We start from the raw sequence: 16,601 nt of genomic DNA, 5'->3' as shown, positions 1-16,601 counted from the left end.
CAGTCTCAAGCCACTCAACCAGATGTTTCAGATGATAAAGTACGCGCTTTCTTACACTCATTCGAGTGTAGTACTACGCTTGTCATAAATGATGCACAGCACACAGTACAAGAAGAAACAACTGAGACGTAACGGGTTAAATGTTGACAGTCATTCTATTGACACCTAAAGAAATAGACAGGTGATGGCTGGCAGTACCCGAACGCCTTAACACCTGTTCATCCTTGGGGGACGTTACGCTTGGTTCATATCAGTTTGGCCATAGGCGGATTGCCGGATCAACACATTGTGTTGCGCGCAGGCGGCTTGTATTGGGTCACGGTCGATCACTCCGCTGACGCAAAACTGCTTGCTCGGCAATTTCTTGAAAACATACCCGAAAGCGTGCCGGCAACCTTGATTGCCAGCACCGGCTACGCACAAGGCCTGGTCAACGACATGGCGCCCGATCGCGGGCCGGAAAAACTCAAGCTGTTCGAGATCGCACCAAGAGTCATCGTGCCTGGGCTGGCCACGTTGAACCGCGACCTTGCGCGTGCCGGTACCGCCCCTTCAAGCCAGATCCTGCTGGTGCTGCCTGCCAACAGTTGGGCTGAGACCACCACAGCGGTCCAATTGCAACGTTGGTTCGAGCGCATGCGTTCCTGGCTGCTGGAGCGCAACGCCACATTGCTGGTGATTACCCATGGCGAGGCAGCGCTGCTGCATGCGCAGTTGCTGCAACTCAATCAAACCCTGTCCGGTTTAAGTCGCTTGTACCGCTACAACGGCGACCTGCGCTATCAGTTGCACTTTTGGCACAGCGATCTGGGCGTTAGCGCCGGGCAGGAGTTCAAGTTGTCGGACCAGGACGCGACCTTGCGCCTGATCCCGCAAACCGAGGTCGATACCCAGCCCCGGGTAGCGGACGATCAGCACGTTTATCTTGCCGAGCGCTCCGTGCTGGAGGGTGCGCCGTCAATGTCCAAGCACTGGTACCTGTTCGAAAACCGTGATGCATTGCTCGAAGCAGCCCAGTCAGCCAGCGCCGCGACCGTAATTGTCGGCATCGACAACAGCTACCAGTTACTTGAGCTTGCACAGCAGTTGCACGACTTGCGCGAACATTGCGGGCCGCAGTTGAAGATCGTTGTGCGCGAAATGGAACCGTCGGTGCGCTACCGCGATGAACGTCTGTTGCTGGCCTGCGGGGCCAACCTGATCGTTCCCGACGGCACCCTGCTCTCACGTTTTCTGAGCATGATTGAAAGCATTCAGGGGCAGCGCTGGCAGTACACGCAGAACATTGATTTCAAGACCCTTCTGGAACGTCAGCGCCCGCCGCAAATTCGCGGGCTGGTGAGCCCCCGTGATTTTTTCGAAGCCGTTGCGCAGATCTACCAGGACAGTTCGGGTGAGGTAACCCACCAGTTGATGAAGTTCGAACCGGTGCCCGGCATTGGTGAGGAACTGTTCCTCAATCAGATGTGCCTGCGTCGATTCGGCGACTTTGCCTGCCTGCTGGATGGCGAGCTTTACCTCTTTCTGTTTGCCTGCCGCGCTGACGGACTGGAACCGGCACTGGGCAATGTTTGCCGCCTGCCCTGGCGCGACATGTTCAGCCAGCGCCGCATGCTCAGCGGGTTGTCCGATCTGCCGGCTGACGCCTTTATGAAAGCTGGCGCCGTGCCTGCACACTTGCATATCCCCGTCGAGACCCATGCGACGCAAGCGGTATCTGCTACGGGTGAACGTGCGCCGTTAAATCCGCAAAGATTCACCCTGCCTATCAGTGAGCCACAGTCATGACGTTCCTTGAGCTAATCGATGTCATTGCATTGACCTGTGTGGTGACCGTACTGCTGACGCTGTTCTGGCAGCGCATGCGGATGTACTTGAAAAGTCATTTCGAGCAGTACCTCTCTCCCCGCTATTTGAAATCGTGCGGCGTTCGCCGTCGCATGCCAGCCAGCCCTGCTCAGAGAACGCCTGATGAGTCTGTTTAAGTCTGACGCACCGGCGCACAAAATTGCCGGATCCTGGAGCGGCCTGGGCGCCTGGAACCTGTATTTCCTGGCCAAGTTCCTGCTGGCCTGGACGGGGCATCTGAACATCCAGATTTTGCCCAACCTGATCTTTGCTGCCGTTTTGCTGATTCCGATCGCCAACCCGGTGCTACGCCGTTTGCGCACCCTGATTGCCATTCCGGTGGCCGTGGCCCTTCTGTACCAGGACACCTGGTTCCCGCCCTTCAGCCGCCTGCTGGCACAACCCGGGGTGTTGAACTTTTCGTTCGACTATATCGTCGAGCTGCTGGGGCGTTTTATCGACTGGCAAGTGTGCGCCCTGTTGCTGTTGCTGTTTGTCGGCTACCTGTTCCTGAACCAGTGGCTGCGCCTGACCACCCTCACCCTGCTGGGCTTTGCCTGGTTGGGCATGGGCAATCTGCAGTGGTTGTTGCCACCTTCCGTGCAACCGCAAATGGCCGGCGCACAGACTGCCACGGGCGCGCCGACCGTCAGCGCAGGCGAGCCCGACGACGCGACGCTCAATGGCTACCTGGAGAAGTTCTATCTCAACGAATCCACGCGCAAGGTCGAGTTCAAGGAACCGGCAGTCAAGCCGCCCCCGTTCGATCTGCTGGTGATCAATATTTGTTCCATGGCCTGGGACGACCTGGATGCCGTGGGCTTGCGTGACAACCCGTTGTTCAGCCAGATGGACGTGATATTCGACAACTTCAACTCGGCCACCGCCTACAGCGGCCCCGCAGCCATTCGCTTGCTGCGCGCCAGTTGCGGCCAGACCTCCCATGCGCAGTTGTACAAACAACCGGCGGATCAGTGCCTGTTGTTCGATGACTTGCGCAAGCTGGGCTTTTCCAATGAGCTGATGCTTAACCACACCGGTGAATTCGACGGTTTCCTGCAGGAAGTGCGTGAACAGGGCCAGTTGCCTCCTCCGGCTCTGGGTGTTGTACCCGCAGGCCTGCCGCGTACCTATGTCGGTTTTGATGGCTCGCCGATCTGGCGCGACCGTGATGTGCTGAGCAAGTGGTGGCAGCACCGCATGACTGAAGACTCACCCAATATGGCGCTGTTCTACAACACCACCAGCCTGCACGACGGTAACCGCCAGGTGCAGTCCGATGGCGGCACCCAGGCCGCTGACTACCGCAGCCGGGCGCAGATCCTTCTCGACGATCTTAATGCCTTCCTTAAAGAGCTGGAAAAAAGTGGCCGTCGCGTCGTGGTAGCCATCGTCCCTGAGCATGGCGCAGCGCTGCACGGTGACCGCATGCAGATAGCCGGCATGCGCGAAATCCCCAGTGACTCCATCACCCATGTACCGGTGGGTATCAAGCTGATCAATATGGGCGACAACGCGCAAACCCAGCCTATCCACGTCAGTGAACCCAGCAGCTACCTGGCCGTGGCAGAAATCATAGCTCGCCTGTACGCCGATCCGGCGCTGAGCAATGGCCAGACCGTGGACTGGTCCAGGCTGCTCACCGATCTGCCGAAAACCGCGAAAGTATCGGAAAACTCAGGGACCGTAGTACTCGACTACAACGGCAAACCTTATGTGCGAATCAAGGAGAACGGCGGATGGCTGCCTTACCCACAGCGGTTCAAATAAGCGCCGATATCCTTTCGCGCAAAGAACGGGCCGATGATATTGCCCGGCTTAAATCCATGATGGAGCTGCATGCCCTGGAATATGTCGATGTGTCGGCACATATGGAGCTGTTGCAGGCCTTTGAGCGCTGGCCGTTGCTGGCCTATCTAGAGGCGCAGTACAAGCAGCCCCCGTTGCTGGCCAAGGACACGGAGCAAACCCCATGATCAGCATGAGTTTGCGTGGCGTGCGGGGTGGCGTGGGCACCAGCTCAACCCTGGCGGCCCTTGGCCATGCGCTGCATGACCTGGGGCAGAAAGTGCTGCTGGTGGACATGTGCCCGGAGAACTCCCTGGGCCTGCACTTCAATATGGACCTTGCCCCCCGTGAAGGCTGGGCGCGGGCGACCCTTGACCGGCAACCCTGGCACGAACACGCCTGGGTGGTAGAGCCAGGCCTGTGCGTGCTGCCCTATGGCCAATTGAAGCCGAGCGAGCTTTTTGCCCTCGATGCCCTGCTGATTGAACAGCCAAAGCTCTGGAGCCAGCGCCAGGCTGCGCTGGCGAACGCGTTTGACTGGATACTCTTCGACCTGCCGCAACGCTTGCCTGGGCATATGACCAACCCGCACTGCGCACTCTCGATGATGGTTACCAACGCCGATGCTGCCTGCCATGTGCTGTTGCAACCGCAGCTGACGCAGACCCCGCTGTTTCTGGTCAATCGCTTCGATGCCGCCAGCCAGTTGCAGCGCGATCTGCTGCTGATCTGGCAACAGCGTTATGCCCATGCACTGGTGCCAGTCAACCTGCATGCCGATGAAGCCATGGCCGAGGCCCTGGCCAGAAGCGAGCCTGCCGGGCGCTATGCGCCCTCCAGCCTGATTGCCCTGGACATTATCAGCCTGGCCAGTTGGTGCCTGCTGCGCGGCAGGAGGCTTGAATGATCAGGCGTTGGTTCCCCTATACACGATTGCGGCGGGAGCAGAACTGCACCCGTTTTACCGCCTTCACCCTGGCGCTGATTCAAGCGCTGGGCTGGATCTTCCTGCGCCTTGAATCACCCCGCTGGCAAGTCTTGCGCGAACAGCACCGGCGCCTGTATCCGCACCTGGCGGACAAGCCCTCGACCATCGGTGACCCGCTACGCTACACGGTGCAAACCCTGTGGCTACTGCTGGTGCGAACGCCCAACCAGGACCAGATCGGCCGGCAACGCTTCCGCCAGCGCACGGCCAGCTTTTTCTCGGCCTTGCTGATGATCGTGCAACGGCCATGGAACCTGCTGTCCAATGCCTTTGCCCGCTTGCCCACCACCCTCAGCCCGCAAGTCACCAAAGGCTCGCACTGGTGGGACAACATTCAATGGCCGCTGCGCAAGGGCCTGTACATCGCCATGGGCGTACTGGCCCTTGCGTTGATTGTGCTGTGCATTACCGAACCGTTCGGTTTCCTTGCGCAACTGGTGTTTGTCGTCTTGCTGTGGATGCTGGCCATGCTGGTCCGGCGCATGCCGGGGCGCTTCCCTACATTATTGCTGATCGTGCTCTCGGTCATCGTGTCGTGCCGTTATCTGTGGTGGCGCTATACCTCGACCCTGAACTGGAACGACACCTTCGATCTGGTCTGCGGCCTGACCTTGCTGGTGGCCGAAACCTATACCTGGCTGATCCTGTTGCTGGGTTATGTACAAACCTCATGGCCGCTCAATCGCAAACCGGCACAGCTGCCGGCAGACACCGATCAGTGGCCGGTAGTGGATCTGCTGATTCCCACCTACAACGAAGAATTGTCGGTTACCCGTGGCACGGTGTATGCGGCGCTGGGTATCGACTGGCCGAAAGACAAGCTGCGCATCCATTTGCTCGATGACGGTAACCGCCCAAGTTTCAAGACCTTCGCCGAGGAAGTGGGTATCAACTACATCGCCCGCACCGACAACCGTCACGCCAAGGCGGGTAACCTCAACCATGCCCTGAAATTGCTCGACGGCGATCTGGTGGCGATTTTCGACTGCGACCACATGCCTGCCCGCTCCTTCCTGCAATTGACGGTTGGCTGGTTTCTGCGCGATCCGAAACTGGCGCTGGTGCAAACCCCGCACCACTTCCTCTCGCCGGATCCGTTCGAGCGCAACCTGGGTACTTTCCGTAACCGCCCCAACGAAGGCGAACTGTTCTACGGCCTGATCCAGGACGGCAACGACATGTGGAACGCCGCGTTCTTCTGCGGCTCCTGCGCCATACTGCGGCGTACCGCAATTGACTCCATCGGCGGTTTTGCTGTCGAAACCGTGACCGAAGATGCCCATACCGCCTTGCGCCTGCACCGCAATGGCTGGACCTCGGCCTATCTGCGTATTCCGCAGGCGGCGGGGCTGGCGACCGAAAGCCTGTCGGCGCATATCGGCCAGCGCATCCGTTGGGCGCGGGGCATGGTGCAGATTTTCCGCACTGACAACCCGCTGTTGGGCAAGGGCCTGACGATCTTCCAGCGCATCTGCTACACCAACGCCATGATGCACTTTCTGGTGGGGCTGCCGCGGCTGGTGTTCCTCACTGCGCCCCTGGCATTCCTGTTCTTCCACGCTTACATCATCTACGCCCCGGCGGCGATGATCCTGTTGTACGTGCTGCCGCACATGATCCACGCCAGCCTGACCAACTCGCGGATGCAAGGCGCCTACCGCCAGACATTCTGGGGCGAGGTGTATGAAACCGTGCTGGCCTGGTACATCGCACGGCCGACCACGGTGGCCTTGTTCAGCCCGTCACGGGGCAAATTCAACGTCACGGCCAAGGGCGGCATGATGGAGGAAAACCAGTTCGACTGGCAGACCGCCAAGCCCTACCTGATTTTGTCGGTGTTGAACATCCTCGGCCTGGGCTTTGCCGTCTGGCGCCTGTTCTATGGCCCCAGGGATGAAATCTTCACCGTGATCGTCAGCGTCCTGTGGGTGATCTACAACCTGCTGATCATCGGGGCTGCGGTTGCAGTTGCCGCGGAAGTACGCCAGGTGCGCAACACCCACCGGGTACTCGCGCGCTTGCCGGGGGCGGTGAAACTGGCTGACGGGCACAGCTACCCTTGTGAGCTGGTGGACTACTCCGACGGTGGCGTCGGCCTGCAACTAAGCCAGGCTCTGCAATTGCCCGTCGGCACGCCGGTGTCACTGATTCTGCAACGCGGCAACCGCGAGTTTGTATTCACCGGCACCCTGACCCGTTCCAGCGAACGTTTTATTGGTCTCAGCTTTGCCCGGTTACCGGCCGAAGAAAAAATTGCCTTCGTGCAATGCACCTTTGGCCGCGCCGATGCCTGGCTTGATCACAACAGCGGTTTTGAAGCCGACAAGCCGATCCAGAGTCTCAAGGAGATCCTGGCCCTGGGCATCAAGGGTTATTACCGCCTGTATGAATACCTGCCGGCGTGGGTCCGCGTGTTGGCAAAACCTTTCCTGCACATCTTTCAGTGGCTGGGCAGCTTTTTGCCGCGCATGCCCACCTCCACCCCTCTTATTTCCCGGCCAGTGAGCAGATCATGAGTCGTATAACCAAAAAAACCATTTTCGCCAGCCTAGCGCTGATGACCTTCGCCTCACAGCTGATGTCGGCCCCCCTGCCTTTGCCGGGGAGTTCACCAGTGGCCGAAACGCTGCCAAAACCTGCATTTGCACAAACCGATCAGGTACTGCCAAGCTGGCCGGTGACCTATACCTTTGAGCAACTGGGGCGCCCCGGTGACTCCCTGCTGCTGGGTATCAACAGCGCCGACCAGGTGGAATTCGGCATGCGCCGGGACCGCATTGCCAGCGACGCCAGCCTGCAGCTGGAATACACGCCCTCGCCTTCGCTGATCCCGACGGTTTCCCATATCCGGGTTTACCTCAACGATGTGCTGATGGGCGTGCTGCCGATCGAGAAGGACCAGTTGGGGCGTAAAACCACGCAAAAGATGGCCCTTGATCCGCGACTGATTTCGGACTTCAACCGCGTACGCCTGGAGTTTGTCGGCCATTACACCGAATTCTGCGAAGACCCGGCCAACAGCACCCTGTGGGTCAATATCAGCCGTGGCAGCAGCATTACCCTGCAGGAACAGGCGCTGAGCCTGCAAAACGATCTGGCGTTTTTCCCGCTACCGTTTTTCGACCCGCGCAACAGCGGCAAACTCGAACTGCCGTTTGTCTTCGCGGCCAACCCGACCCTGGGCGAGCAGAAAGCCGCCGCGATCCTGGCCTCCTACTTCGGTAGCCAGTCCAACTGGCGCGGGGCCAATTTCCCGGTCGTGTTCGATACCCTGCCCGGCGTGCAGGACAAGGATGCCGTCCAGCCCACCGTGGTGTTTGCCACCAACGATCACCGCCCTGCATTTATGAGCGATCTGGAGAAATTCCCGGCCGTGACCGCACCTGTGGTCGAAATGATCAATCACCCGGATGCGCCCTACAGCAAAATCCTGCTGGTCATGGGTCGCAACGAAGAAGACCTGGCTACAGCCGCCAAGGCCCTGGCCCTGGGCGGCAACCTGATGCGCGGTTCGCGCGTGACCATCGACAAGGTCCAGGAACTGCAACCGCGCAAACCCTACGATGCTCCGGCGTGGATGCGTACCGACCGCCCTGTGCGTTTTGCCGAACTGGTCAGTTACCCGCAACAACTGCAAGTCAGCGGGCTGGTGCCACGCGCCATTACCCTGGACGTCAACCTGCCGCCTGACCTGTTTGTCTGGCGCAACCAGGGTATCCCGCTACGCACCCAGTACCGCTACACCGCGCCGTCGGCCAATGATGATTCGCGCTTGAATATCAGCCTCAATGACCAGTTCCTCACCAGCCTGCCATTGCTGCGCAAAGACACCAGCAACCTCGAAGAACTGCGCCTGTCGGTGCTGTCCAACGACTCAGCCAACGTCAATGACAAGCTGATCGTGCCTTCGCTGAAAATTGGCGACCGTAACCGTCTGCGTTTCGACTTCAACTTTGCCAGCACCATGGGCAGTTCACAGAAAGATCGCTGCCAGACCATCCTGCCGGCCAACACCCAGGCAATTATCGATGAGGACTCCACCATCGATATGTCCGGCTACTACCACTACATCAGCATGCCGGACCTCAAGGCCTTTGCCCGCAGTGGTTTCCCGTTCAGCCGCATGGCCGACATGTCCGAATCCATCGTTGTCGTACCCAAAGACACCACACCGACACAAATCAGCACCCTGCTTGAAACCGTGGCCAGCATTTCTGCGCGTTCCGGCTACCCGGCGTTCGGCTTGCGCCTGACCGATGACTGGCAATCCGCCTCCAAGGAAGATGCCGACCTGCTGGTACTGGGACAAATGGCACCAGACCTGCGCGATAACCCGGACTTGAGCGTATTGCTGCAACGCCAGCGTGACATGCTGGTACAGCCACATGGCACCACCGGTATTGATGCCAACATTCGTCGCACGCCGTCGACCGACGCACGCAACGTGCCAGCCAACAAGGTGGAAGTCACAGCGCAGGCCCCGATTGCAGCTATCCTGGGCATGCAGTCCCCGACCCATAACCAGCGCAGTGTCGTGGCAATGTTGGCCAATGACGATGCAGACTACAACTTGTTGCGCGAAGTCCTCGGTGACAGCGGCAAGCTGGACGCAGTAGCGGGCTCCGCGGCACTGATCCGCAGCAGCGGTGTTTACAGCCAACTGGTGGGTGACCAGTACTTTGTTGGCAACCTGCCATGGTACCTGTTGCTGTGGTACCAGCTCTCCGAGCACCCGGTGCTGCTCACCGTGCTGGCCGTGATCAGCGTTCTGCTCAGCGCCTTCCTGCTGTGGCGTGCCTTGAGCTGGGCGGCCAACCGTCGCCTGAACAAGCATGACTAACGCCATGAAGCGACTGGCGGCACTTACCCTGAGCTCGACCCTGGGGCTATTGCCTCAGGTGGCGAGTGCGCAATCCTGTGACTGGCCCGCCTGGGACAGTTACAAGAAGGCCATGATGAGCAGCGACGGGCGCATTATCGATGGCTCGTCGGCGCAAATGATCACCACCTCGGAAGGTCAAAGCTACGGGTTGTTTTTTGCCTTGCTGGGCAACGACAAAAAGAGTTTTGCGAGGATTCTCGAGTGGACCCGCAATAACCTCGCCGGTGGCAGCCTTGAGGCTCATTTGCCAGCCTGGCAATGGGGTCTGGCAAAAAACGGCAAGTGGCAGATCCTGGACAGCAACAATGCCAGCGATGCCGATCTGTGGATCGCCTACAGCCTGCTCGAAGCCGGCCGGCTGTGGCAGTGGCCCGAGTATGTCGCGCTTGGGCAGAACATGCTCTGGCGCAGCGCTGCGCAAAGCCTGCGCAAGCTGCCCGGGCTGGGCCTGATGCTGTTGCCCGGGGATGTGGGTTTTGACAGCCCCAAGGGTTGGCGCCTGAACCCCAGCTATTTGCCACCGCAACTGTTGGCCCGTTTTGCGCGTATATCACCGATCTGGGCCGAACTGGCGAGCAACCAGCAACGCATGCTGATAGAGACTTCGCCCAAAGGCTTTGCCCCGGACTGGCTGCAGTGGAAAGCCGGTGGCGGTTGGGCACCGGACAGCAAGGAGGGTTCGCTGGGGGACTACGATGCCATTCGCGTCTACCTGTGGGTTGGCATGCTGGCCCAGGACGCGGCCGGTCGCCAGCCACTGCAACAACATTTTGCGCCCATGGCCAACCTCACCCAAACCCTGAGCTATGTGCCAGAAAGCGTCAATGCCGTTACCGGCAAATACACCGGCACGGGGCCGGTAGGGTTTTCCGCCGCCATGCTGCCGTTACTGTCCAGCCTGGACTCCCCCGCGCTGGCTGTTCAACAGGAACGGATCAAGCAACAGCCGCCTGCGGCCGATGCCTATTACAACCAGTCACTGCTGCTGTTCGGCCAGGGCTGGGATGAACAACGCTATCGCTTTGACAAGGATGGGCAGCTTTTACCTTCGTGGATCAAAACATGCCAAAAATAACAACGTGGGCGTTCCTGCTCGGTGGGTTGTCCACTGCAGCCATTGCACAGCCGAGCACGGTGCAGGAGCAGCAACAATGGCTGCTGGAGCAGGTTCGGATCGGCGAAGCCATGTACCGCGAAGACCTGGTGCGTGACTCGCTGGCACGGCTGCAATTGATCTCACCCAACAACCCGCAAGCGTTGGTGGCTTCGATACGCCAGGCATTGCTGGAGAAAAACCCGGAGCTGGCCAGGCAGCGTCTGGCCCAGTTGCAAAATGTTGCCCCTGATTCGGCGGCACTGCGTCAGGCCCAGAGCCTGATGAAGCTGCAAGACCCACAAAGCCAGAAAGACCTGCAACAGGCGCGCCTGTTTGCTGCGGCCGGTCGTCCTGAAGAAGCCGTGGCGATTTTCGAGCGACTGTTTGGCAATGCCCCGCCGGATTTTGCCACGGCACTGGAATACCTGCGCATCCGCAGCAATATCCAGGGCCAGCGTGCACAGGTCATCGAGCAACTGCGCAGCCTGGACAAACAGTACCCGGGCAACCCCGGCCTGCGTCAGACCCTGGCCGACCTGTTGTTCCGCGAAGACCGTGCGCCAGAAGCCCTGATCGTCCTGCAGCAACTGGCCAAAGACCCGGTCGCCAGTAATGCTGCGGCTGAGCGTGAATACACCTACCTCAGCACATTGCCGGTGGATCGCACATCGGCACAGGCCTGGCAGGGCTTTATTGCGCGCTATCCAAATTCGCCGCTGATTGGCGAGGCCAATAAAAACCTGCAAAAGCAGCAAAGCCTGCTGAATGACCCGGCATGGACCGCCGGCGCCCAGGGCAAGCAAATGATCGACCAGTCGCGCAGCCCGGCAGCCGCCGAAGGCCTGCTGCGCCGCGCTCTAAAACAATACCCCGACGACCCGACCCTTTACGGTGCCCTGGGCATGGCGCAGTTTCGCCAGGGCCGCTATGCCGAAGCCAACAGCAACTTTGCCACCGCTCGCAGCAAAGAACAGGACACATCCAATATCAGCAAGTGGCAAGACCTGATGGACGCCAGCCGCTACCGCATGCTGCTCAGTCAGGGCGACAAGGCCCTTGAACAAAATAACCCGGCAGCGGCGCGCACGGCCTTTACCCAGGCACGCAAAGCCAAGCCCGGCGATGCCGACCCACTCATAGGCCTGGCCAGCGTGGCCCAGGCCGAGCACGACGATATCCAGGCCGAAGCCTTGCTGTTGCAGGCCCGTCGTCTTGAGCCCGGCAATGGCAGTGCGGTGCGTGGGCTGATGCGTCTGTACAGCGCGCAAGACCCGCAAAAGGCCAAGGCTTTCCTTGATCGCCTGCCGCCTGCCAGCCAGAAGGAATTTGCCAGCCTGCGCCAGAGCATCGAACTTGACGAGCTGAACCGTCAGGCCGATGCCGCTACCGAGCGCAAGGACTGGCCGCAAGTGGTCGCCTTGCTCAGCAAAATCCGTAACCTCAGCCCCGATGAGCCTTGGGTCACTTATCGTCTGGCCAACGCCCAGCGCGAAATCAACCAGCCGGGCGCCGCTGATGACAGCTTCAAACAGCTGATGACTCGTCAGGGTCGCAACCCTGAAGCGCTTTATGCCTACGCGTTGTACCTATCAAGTACCGAGCGCGATGCCAGTGCCTTGAGCGTTCTGGAACAACTGCCCAAGGCGCAATGGAGCGACTCCATGCGTGAGCTTGATACGCGGCTGCAACGCAATGTACTGGTGGCCCGGGCTGAAAGTCTGCGCGCCGCCGGGCAAGAGCCGCAAGCGATTGCCCTGTTGATGCAGAACTCGGACAACGACGATCTGATGACCATCGCTGGCTGGGCCCAGGAGCGTGGTGACTATGAACAGGCGCAAAACCTCTACAGCCAGGTGCTGAAAAAAGAACCGGGCAACACTGATGCGCGCCTGGGCCAGATCGAAACCCTGATTGCCAGCAAACAGCTGCCTTCGGCTCGTCAGCAACTGACACAGTTTACCCCTGCCCCCGGCACGCCATTGACCCCTTCACAGCAACGTCGGGTAGCCAATGCCTGGGCCGCCGTGGGTGAGCCTGAAAAGGCCCAGGCCATCTATGCCCAATTGTTGCAATCACCGCAGGCTGACCCGCTGATGTATCGCGACGCGGCGCGGCTGATGTCGGCCAGGGAACCGCAAAAGGCACTGGACTACTATGCCAAAAGCATGGCCGCCGCAGGGCTGATTACCCCTGAGCAAGGCAACCCCCGGGACAATCGCGCCATGACCATGGCCAGTCGTGAAAAGGACGATGACGAGTGGCTGGCCCGTAGCTTGCGCAGTGATGTGGACGAACTCTACCAGCGGCAAAATCCGACAGTTCATCTGTATACCGACTATGGCTGGCGTTCGGACGATGCTTCCGCCGGCACTTCGGACACCGACACCCGAACCACCATCCTGCAACTGGACCTGCCGGTGGCCGATGGCAGCGGTTTTCTGCGCGCAGAACAGTTGAATATGGATGCAGGAAAATTCGATGCCGACCCGGACGGACTCGTGCGCGAGAACTACGGCACCTGTGCTGTGGAGGTCAATCGCAAGGGTACCAATGGCCCTGACTTCTCTGGCTGCGATGACCGCTCGCAATCGGTCAACGGCACGATGATGGCGGCGGGCTGGAAAAACGAGGTGTGGAACATCGATATCGGTCGTACACCGGATAACTTCAAGGTACCCAACTGGCTGGGCGGCGTGGCCTACAGCAGCAAGATCGGCTCACTGGGCTGGACCCTGACCGGTTCACGTCGCCCCCTGAGCAACTCGATCCTGTCCTATGCCGGGGCTACCGATCCCAACACCGGTGTGACCTGGGGCGGCGTCACGTCCAACGGTGTGACCTTGAGCCTGAGCCACGACGAAGGGGGCGTAGACGGTGTATGGGCCAGTTTCGGCCAGCACTGGTTGCGCGGCAAAAACGTCGAAGACAACCACAAGAGCACGGCCATGGCCGGTTATTACTACCGTCTGGTGGAGCGCGCCGACGAACGTTTACGCACCGGTCTGACACTGATGTATTGGGGGTATGACAAGGACTCGAGTGAATACACTCTCGGCCAGGGCGGTTACTACAGCCCGCAGAAGTACTATTCGATTGGTGTGCCGCTGAACTACGCCTTCCGTACCGCCAACTGGTCGGTGGCATTGGAAAGCTCGGTGAGCTGGTCGTATGCGAAAACCGATGCCAATGACCTTTACCCGCTGGACGGACTGAACAGCAAACTGCTGCAGCGGCTCGATGATGCTGGCTACCAGCTTGCCGACGGTCTGGGGCAGACCTCGGGCGGCAGCAGCACTGGCATCGGTTACCGCGTACAGGGGCTGGTAGAGCGCAGGCTGTCGGATCATCTGGTACTGGGCGGCGGAGTGCTCTATCAACACAGCGATGACTATGCCCCGAGCCGGGCGATGCTCTACCTGCGTTATACCTTCGACGTGTGGCAGGGCAACTTGCCGATGCCGGTGCAACCGTTGATTCCGTATGCCGATTTCAGGTAATTGGCAAATCAGTGTGGGAGCGGGCTTGCTCGCGATCGGAGCGACGCGGTTTAACAGATAGACCGCGCCGTCTGCATCGCGAGCAAGACCGCTCCCACAGTGAAAATCAGCGTTTTACCGGCGTGCGCATGGTCACAAACTCTTCAGCAGCCGTCGGGTGTACGCCGATGGTTTCGTCAAAGTGCTGTTTGGTCGCCCCGGCCTTCAAGGCAATCGCCAGTCCCTGCACGATCTCCCCCGCCTCCGGCCCGACCATATGGCAACCGAGCACCTTGTCGGTGTCGGCATCCACCACCAGCTTCATCAACGTACGCTCCTGGCACTCGGTGAGTGTCAGTTTCATCGGGCGAAAGCTGCTTTCGAAAATCTGCACCTTGTGTCCCGCCTCAATGGCCTGTTCTTCGCTCAAACCCACCGTGCCGATGTTAGGCAGGCTGAACACAGCCGTCGGGATCATTTGGTAATCCACCGGCCGATATTGCTCGGGCTTGAACAGGCGGCGCGCCACGGCCATGCCTTCGGCCAGCGCCACGGGCGTCAACTGCACGCGACCGATCACATCGCCAATGGCCAGGATCGATGGCTCGGCACTCTGGTACAGATCATCCACTTCGACAAAACCGCGCTTGTCGAGTTTGACCCCGGTGTTCTCCAGGCCCAGGTTATCGAGCATCGGCCGACGGCCCGTGGCGTAGAACACACAATCGGCGATCAGCTCGCGACCGTCCTTGAGTGTGGCTTTGAGGCTGCCATCGGCCTGCTTGTCGATCCGCTCGATATCGGCATTGAACTGTACGTCCATGCCGCGCTTGATCAGTTCTTCGTGCAAGTGCTTGCGCACTGCACCATCAAAACCGCGCAGGAACATCTCGCCACGATAGAGTAAGGACGTTTTCGCACCCAAACCGTGGAAAATCCCCGCAAACTCGACGGAGATATAGCCACCGCCCACCACCAGCACACGCTTGGGCAGCTCTTTGAGGAAGAATGCCTCGTTGGAACTGATTGCATGTTCATGGCCCGGGATGTCGGGAATCTGCGGCCAGCCGCCGGTGGCGATCAGGATATGTTTGGCGGTATGACGCTGACCGTTGATTTCAACTTCATTGGGGCCGGTTATTTTCGCGTGACCTTCGATCAGGGTCACACCGCTGTTGACCAGCAAGTTGCGATAAATACCGTTGAGACGATTAATCTCACGGTCTTTGTTGGCGATCAGGGTCGCCCAGTCAAAGTCGGCCTCACCCAGGCTCCAGCCAAACCCCGAGGCTTGCTCGAAGTCTTCAGCAAAGTGCGCGCCGTACACCAGCAGCTTTTTCGGCACGCAGCCAACGTTCACGCAGGTACCGCCCAGATAGCGGCTTTCTGCTACAGCCACTTTTGCGCCAAAACCTGCGGCAAAACGTGCAGCACGCACGCCACCAGAACCCGCACCAATGACAAATAGATCAAATTCGTAGGCCATTTCTCTCTCCTAGGCAGGCCATCAGCATAATCGCTCCTGCGCGATTGACCAGCGCTGGAAGTTGCCGACAGCAAAAAAACGAAAAAGCCACCCGAGGGTGGCTTTCTCTTGAAGCGATCTACAACGGGCCGCTATCAGTAAGCTTTGCCGGTTTTGTAGAAGTTTTCGAAGCAGAAGTTGGTTGCTTCGATGTAGCCTTCGGCGCCACCGCAGTCAAAGCGCTTGCCCTTGAACTTGTAAGCAATCACGCAACCGTTTTGCGCCTGCTTCATCAGCGCGTCGGTGATCTGGATTTCACCGCCTTTGCCCGGTTCGGTCTGTTTGATCAGATCGAAGATATCCGGAGTCAGGATGTAACGGCCGATGATGGCCAGGTTGGAAGGTGCATCTTCCGGAGCTGGTTTTTCAACCATGTTGCGCACGCGGTAGAGGTCGTCACCAATCAGGTCGCCAGCGATCACGCCGTACTTGTTGGTTTCTGCCGGATCGACTTCCTGGATCGCGATAATGGTGCAGCGGTACTGATTGTACAGCTTGACCATTTGTGTCAGGACGCCGTCGCCTTCCAGGTTGACGCACAGGTCGTCTGCCAGAACCACGGCAAAGGGTTCGTCGCCGATCAGCGGGCGGCCAGTCAGAATTGCGTGGCCCAGGCCCTTCATTTCGGTTTGACGGGTGTACGAGAACGAGCACTCGCTCAGCAGGCGGCGGATACCGACCAGGTACTTCTCTTTATCAGTACCCTTGATCTGGTTTTCCAGCTCGTAGCTGATGTCAAAGTGGTCTTCCAGGGCGCGCTTGCCGCGGCCCGTCACGATGGAGATTTCAGTCAAGCCAGCGTCCAGTGCTTCTTCAACCCCGTACTGGATCAGTGGCTTGTTCACCACCGGCAGCATTTCTTTTGGCATGGCCTTGGTCGCTGGCAAAAAGCGAGTGCCGTAACCGGCTGCTGGGAACAAGCATTTCTTGATCATATGAGTCCTTTAAAGGGCTGTACGTTCCAAATTTGGCGCAGTCTAATCAGGCAGCATCGACGT

Annotated in this window: 11 protein-coding genes; 9 read left to right on the top strand and 2 right to left on the bottom strand. The window is 59.3% G+C overall.

Annotated elements, in window-relative coordinates:
• Nucleotides 1–240: 240 nt before the first annotated feature.
• The 9 genes from bcsE to bcsC are packed head-to-tail and all read left to right on the top strand — an operon-like array spanning nucleotide 241 to nucleotide 14,099.
• Nucleotides 241–1,788 carry a cellulose biosynthesis protein BcsE gene (bcsE, locus tag PPTH39_RS01305; RefSeq protein WP_095019137.1) on the top strand — a complete coding sequence of 516 codons (1,548 nt, stop codon included), beginning with the start codon at nucleotides 241–243 and terminating at the stop codon, nucleotides 1,786–1,788.
• Nucleotides 1,785–1,985 carry a cellulose biosynthesis protein BcsF gene (gene bcsF / locus PPTH39_RS01300; RefSeq protein WP_095000196.1) on the top strand — a complete coding sequence of 67 codons (201 nt, stop codon included), beginning with the start codon at nucleotides 1,785–1,787 and terminating at the stop codon, nucleotides 1,983–1,985. The genes bcsE and bcsF overlap by 4 nt, the downstream gene beginning before the upstream one ends.
• A complete protein-coding gene (bcsG, locus tag PPTH39_RS01295; protein ID WP_130871424.1) occupies nucleotides 1,972–3,618 on the top strand; it encodes a cellulose biosynthesis protein BcsG in 1,647 nt (548 codons plus the stop codon). Before bcsF ends, bcsG begins: the two co-directional genes overlap by 14 nt.
• Nucleotides 3,588–3,824 (top strand): cellulose biosynthesis protein BcsR, encoded by a 237-nt coding sequence (gene bcsR, locus PPTH39_RS01290; RefSeq protein ID WP_095000194.1) that lies wholly within the window; start codon nucleotides 3,588–3,590, stop codon nucleotides 3,822–3,824. Before bcsG ends, bcsR begins: the two co-directional genes overlap by 31 nt.
• Nucleotides 3,821–4,543, top strand: a complete 723-nt coding sequence (gene bcsQ, locus PPTH39_RS01285; protein WP_130871423.1) for a cellulose biosynthesis protein BcsQ — start codon at nucleotides 3,821–3,823, stop codon at nucleotides 4,541–4,543. Before bcsR ends, bcsQ begins: the two co-directional genes overlap by 4 nt.
• Complete coding sequence (bcsA, locus tag PPTH39_RS01280) at nucleotides 4,540–7,140, top strand: UDP-forming cellulose synthase catalytic subunit (protein ID WP_130871422.1); 2,601 nt, start codon at nucleotides 4,540–4,542, stop codon at nucleotides 7,138–7,140. The genes bcsQ and bcsA overlap by 4 nt, the downstream gene beginning before the upstream one ends.
• Entirely contained in the window at nucleotides 7,137–9,464 is a 2,328-nt protein-coding gene (gene bcsB / locus PPTH39_RS01275) for a cellulose biosynthesis cyclic di-GMP-binding regulatory protein BcsB (RefSeq protein WP_095000191.1), read from the top strand. Before bcsA ends, bcsB begins: the two co-directional genes overlap by 4 nt.
• Nucleotides 9,465–9,468: 4 nt before the next feature.
• The gene (bcsZ, locus tag PPTH39_RS01270; protein WP_095000190.1) at nucleotides 9,469–10,581 is read left to right on the top strand and encodes a cellulose synthase complex periplasmic endoglucanase BcsZ; all 1,113 of its coding nucleotides are present in this window, start codon (nucleotides 9,469–9,471) and stop codon (nucleotides 10,579–10,581) included.
• The gene (gene bcsC, locus PPTH39_RS01265) at nucleotides 10,569–14,099 is read left to right on the top strand and encodes a cellulose synthase complex outer membrane protein BcsC (RefSeq protein ID WP_095000189.1); all 3,531 of its coding nucleotides are present in this window, start codon (nucleotides 10,569–10,571) and stop codon (nucleotides 14,097–14,099) included. Before bcsZ ends, bcsC begins: the two co-directional genes overlap by 13 nt.
• Nucleotides 14,100–14,205: 106 nt before the next feature.
• On the opposite strand, the gene gorA is transcribed toward bcsC, so the two are convergent.
• Nucleotides 14,206–15,564 (bottom strand): glutathione-disulfide reductase, encoded by a 1,359-nt coding sequence (gorA, locus tag PPTH39_RS01260; protein ID WP_130871421.1) that lies wholly within the window; start codon nucleotides 15,562–15,564, stop codon nucleotides 14,206–14,208.
• Between the two features lie 134 nt (nucleotides 15,565–15,698).
• Nucleotides 15,699–16,538, bottom strand: a complete 840-nt coding sequence (galU, locus tag PPTH39_RS01255; RefSeq protein ID WP_016780941.1) for a UTP--glucose-1-phosphate uridylyltransferase GalU — start codon at nucleotides 16,536–16,538, stop codon at nucleotides 15,699–15,701.
• Nucleotides 16,539–16,601 lie beyond the last annotated feature (63 nt).

This window comes from Pseudomonas bubulae (assembly GCF_900618535.1).
Lineage (GTDB): Bacteria > Pseudomonadota > Gammaproteobacteria > Pseudomonadales > Pseudomonadaceae > Aquipseudomonas > Aquipseudomonas bubulae.
This window is presented reverse-complemented; position numbering and strand designations above follow the sequence as displayed.